The organism is Microcoleus sp. OTE_8_concoct_300, from assembly GCF_031383065.1.
In the GTDB taxonomy this organism is placed as follows: domain Bacteria; phylum Cyanobacteriota; class Cyanobacteriia; order Cyanobacteriales; family Microcoleaceae; genus Microcoleus.
Genome location: NZ_JANMZH010000849.1, coordinates 1 through 3,907, shown reverse-complemented (window position 1 = coordinate 3,907; position 3,907 = coordinate 1). Strand labels below are relative to the sequence as shown.

The window sequence follows — 3,907 nt, the reverse complement described above, 5'->3', positions numbered from 1 at the left end:
CGGCAACAACCAAAAGACTTAACCAGTAAGTCTCTTTGCTCGGTTGTTGGGTAGATTCTATACTTAAACGCCTTGAACATTGCACTTACCAAACTCTAATTACTATGGTAAACCAAAATCAGGCAAATGTAAAGCCGTCCTTTTAGGACGGGGTTTCAACCCTCCGCTACGCTCCGCCCAAATTTTTGATGAGTAAGGATTAATGGCAGAAGACTCCGCCCAAAAACCGATACCGTGCCACGTACTCCTGTCGCGATCGGCTCAAAATTTTAGACTCTTGTTCAAGCCCCCAGATTCATCTGTGCAGTAAATCTAAAATCTAAAATCTAAAATCTAAAATCGACTGAGTGATGATTTCTGTATCAATTAATCCCGATCGCAGAGCCCTAAAGCGCTACGATAGTTGCAGCCGAAGTTAACTAAAGTTTAAGAATAACTAGCTTGTCTCAACTGCTCACTGCTTTAGAGTTCCCAGCCAATGTCTGGAAGCTCAACAACGGGTTAACGGTCATTCACCAGCGGATTTCGGCCACACCCGTGGTCGCCCTAGACGTGTGGGTGAGGGCTGGCGCTACGCTGGAGCCGGATTCTTGGTCGGGAATGGCTCATTTTCTAGAACACATGATATTTAAAGGGACGGATTCGATCCCCCCTGGAGAATTTGACCAAGTAATAGAAAATCGCGGCGGTGTCGCGAATGCAGCTACAAGTCACGACTACGCCCATTTTTTCGTCAACGCAGCAGCCGATTATTTAGCAGAAACTGCCCAGCCACTGGCAGAATTGCTGCTGCGCGCTTCGATTCCCGATCGGGAATTCGATCGCGAGCGAGATGTGGTGCTAGAAGAAATCCGCCAAGCTCAAGACAATCCCGATTGGCTGGGTTTCCAAGCCATGATGGAAACAGTTTACCAGCGACATCCCTACAGGCGATCGGTACTCGGCACGGAAGAGCTGCTGATGTCGCGAACTCCCCACGAAATGCGCTGTTTCCACCGATCGCACTATCAGCCGGAAAATATGACTGTCGTGGTAGTCGGGGGAATAGATGAACAACAAGCCAGAGATGTTACGGAGAAAGCATTTGAGCAGTTTTCGGATCGGTGGGATTGTCCCAAATTAACCGCAGAGGCGGAACCGCCACTGATAGAAATTCGCCGTCAGGAACTCTGTATCCCCCGATTGGAACAAGCGCGGCTGATCATGGCCTGGACGGGCCCGGGAGTTGAACACTTGCAAAGTGCTTGCGGCTTGGATTTGCTGTCGGTGTTGCTCGCAGACGGGCGGACTTCGCGTTTGGTCAGGGAACTGCGGGAAGAATTACAATTGGTACAGGCGATCGAGAGCACTTTCTCGCTGCAACGGGAATCGAGTTTATTTACTATCAGTGCAGTCTTGGACGCGAAGGATGTCGAACAGGTGGAATCTCGGATTTGCGATCGACTTTGGCAATTGCAGTCTGAGCCGGTTTCCGAGGTAGAATTGCTCCGCTGTAAGCGTTTGCTGTGCAACGATTTTGCTTTCTCGCTCGAAACGCCGGGACAGCTAGCGGGTCTTTACGGATATTACAATACGATCGCCACTGCGGAATTAGCGCTTAGCTATCCCACCAGGATTAAAGCATTTGGGCCCTTAGACCTCCAGCGCCTAGCTCGACAATATCTCTCTCCCCGACGCTATACGGCCGTGGTACTCAAACCAATCTAATAATAGTTCACTGTTGACTGTTCACTGTTGACTGTTCACTGTTAACAGCAACTAGGTTGGGTTGAGACATGAAACCCCAGTCTATTAATTGGAAATTTGAGATTTGTCCCTCAATCTAAAATCTCAAATCCCCAATCTCAAATCGGATGATCGGTAACGCTCACGCTCTACCCATCCTACGAATAATCATGACTAACAGCCAACAGTCAACAGCCAACAGTCAACAGTCAACAGTCAACAGTCAACAGCCAACAGTTAACAAAGAATTCAATGAAAAATGAAATCCAGCGCACGGTTTTAGACAACGGTATTGTTGTCTTGGCAGCAGAAAATCCAGCAGCAGATATTATTGCAGCTAGGATATTCCTGCGGGCGGGCAGTCGCTACGTGCAGCCCGAACAAGCAGGATTGTGTCACTTGCTGTCGGCGGTAATGACTAAGGGAACCGATCGGCTGTCTTCGCTGGAAATTGCCGAGCGTGTAGAATCGGTGGGAGCGAGGTTGAGTGCCGACTCTACTACAGACTATTTTTTAGTGAGTTTGAAGACGGTTTCTGCAGATTTTGAGGAGATTTTGGAGTTGGCGGCGCAATTGACGCGATCGCCTACTTTCCCGGAAGCTGAAGTGGAACTCGAACGCCGCATTGCCATATCGGCAATTCGATCGCAGCAAGAACAGCCATTTGCGATCGCCTTCGAGCAATTGCGGCACGCGATGTACCAGGAACACCCCTATGCTTTCTCTCCCTTGGGCACGGAAGCTACTATGTCAAAGCTCACCAGAAACGAGCTCGAACAGTTCCACAAAACCTATTTCCGTCCCGATAATGTAGTTATTGCTGTAGCCGGCAGAATATCGACCGAAGATGCGATCGCCCTGATTGATCGAACTTTTGGGGACTGGAAAGCGCCTTTAACACCCCTGCCAACTTTAACCGTACCCCCTCTTTCACCTTCCCCTCAATCGGTCGTTACGGCGCAAGATACGCAGCAATCAGTGATTATGCTGGGCTACCTCGCACCCTCTGTCAAAAATCCTGACTACGCAGCGATTAAGTTGCTGAATACTTATTTGGGTAACGGTTTGTCGAGCCGATTGTTTGTGGAATTGCGGGAAAAGCGGGGCTTGGCTTACGACGTTTCCGCGCTCTACGCGACGCGCTTGGACACGGCTCAGTTTGTCGTGTACATGGGTACGGCGCCGGAAAATACGGCGACTGCTTTTGAAGGATTGCGCGCAGAAGTCGATCGACTCACCAGCATCCAACTAAGCGAGGAAGAATTGCAAGCTTGCAAGAATAAAATGCTCGGTCAATATGCTTTAGGAAAACAAACTAATTCGCAAATAGCCCAAGTTTTAGGCTGGTATGAAATTTTGGGATTGGGGATTAAATTTGACCAGCAATTTCAAGAAGAAATTGCACAGGTGACAGCTTCACAAGCGCGGGATGCTGCTAAGAAATACTTCATCGAACCGTATATTTCTTTGGTGGGTCCGGAGGCGGCGATTACAGAATTGGGTGTAGCGGCTGTTTGTTGAGTAGGAAATTGGCGATCGAACTTTTCACAAGTTCGATCGATGCGATCTTATATGCGATCAACCCAACATCATATAAGCTCCAGCAGAATATGTCAATTCGTAGCTGTGGCTATAAATCTCGACAATATTGCCAAATGGGTCTTCGCAATACACCATACAATTGACGATATTAACCTTTTGGTAAATAGGGTATGGTTCCTGCGACATCAGTATCATCGATTACATGGAGCCTGCCGATACTACCAGCCTGCCGAGCTTGACGATATTTTGCATAGGCTGGATCGTTAACAAACGCTTGCACTGCCTCCATAGAAGGAAATTCCACCAAGGCAACCAGCGTTGTTTCTAGTTCCTCGCCTTCAATAGTCGTAATATTGCCACTGCGGGAAAGGTATTTCCCCCCATGATTATGTACGATATCGTGAACATTTGCTGCGTAGTCAGGAATCCAGGCATCATCGGTAACTTTAACGTCTGCGATTAAATATACAGCCATGATGTTTCTCCTGTAGCTAATTGGTTAAGCTGTTCGACATCTAAACTGCATTAACCAAGTTACCTTTATTTTTTATTTTTCGGTTCCATTTCATAATTAGTTCTCCTTCATTTAAAAGTTTATGTAATAGTAATTCTAGTTTTTCAATGGATTCAAATAATCTAT

At 47.5% G+C, this 3,907-nt stretch carries 4 protein-coding genes and 1 pseudogene; 2 read left to right on the top strand and 3 right to left on the bottom strand.

Annotated features, from left to right (window positions below; translation table 11 throughout):
* A partial coding sequence (locus ACUVJL_RS37355; protein ID WP_445247429.1) for a helix-turn-helix domain-containing protein occupies positions 1-80 on the bottom strand: 80 nt, incomplete at its 3' end.
* Positions 81-441: 361 nt separating this feature from the next.
* On the opposite strand from ACUVJL_RS37355, the gene ACUVJL_RS37350 reads away from it, so the two are divergent.
* Both ACUVJL_RS37350 and ACUVJL_RS37345 read left to right on the top strand, forming a co-directional pair.
* Positions 442-1,707, top strand: coding sequence for a M16 family metallopeptidase (locus tag ACUVJL_RS37350; protein WP_445250426.1), 1,266 nt, complete (start codon positions 442-444; stop codon positions 1,705-1,707).
* A 270-nt stretch (positions 1,708-1,977) separates the two neighbouring features.
* Positions 1,978-3,246, top strand: a complete 1,269-nt coding sequence (locus tag ACUVJL_RS37345) for a M16 family metallopeptidase (protein WP_445250425.1) — start codon at positions 1,978-1,980, stop codon at positions 3,244-3,246.
* Between the two features lie 169 nt (positions 3,247-3,415).
* Here ACUVJL_RS37345 and ACUVJL_RS37340 read toward each other — a convergent pair whose 3' ends face one another.
* Together ACUVJL_RS37340 and ACUVJL_RS37335 are read right to left on the bottom strand one after the other, a co-directional pair.
* Entirely contained in the window at positions 3,416-3,742 is a 327-nt protein-coding gene (locus ACUVJL_RS37340) for a DUF1330 domain-containing protein (RefSeq protein ID WP_333152693.1), read from the bottom strand.
* A gap of 40 nt (positions 3,743-3,782) precedes the next feature.
* A pseudogene (locus tag ACUVJL_RS37335) lies at positions 3,783-3,907 on the bottom strand (IS630 family transposase); the annotation flags it as partial.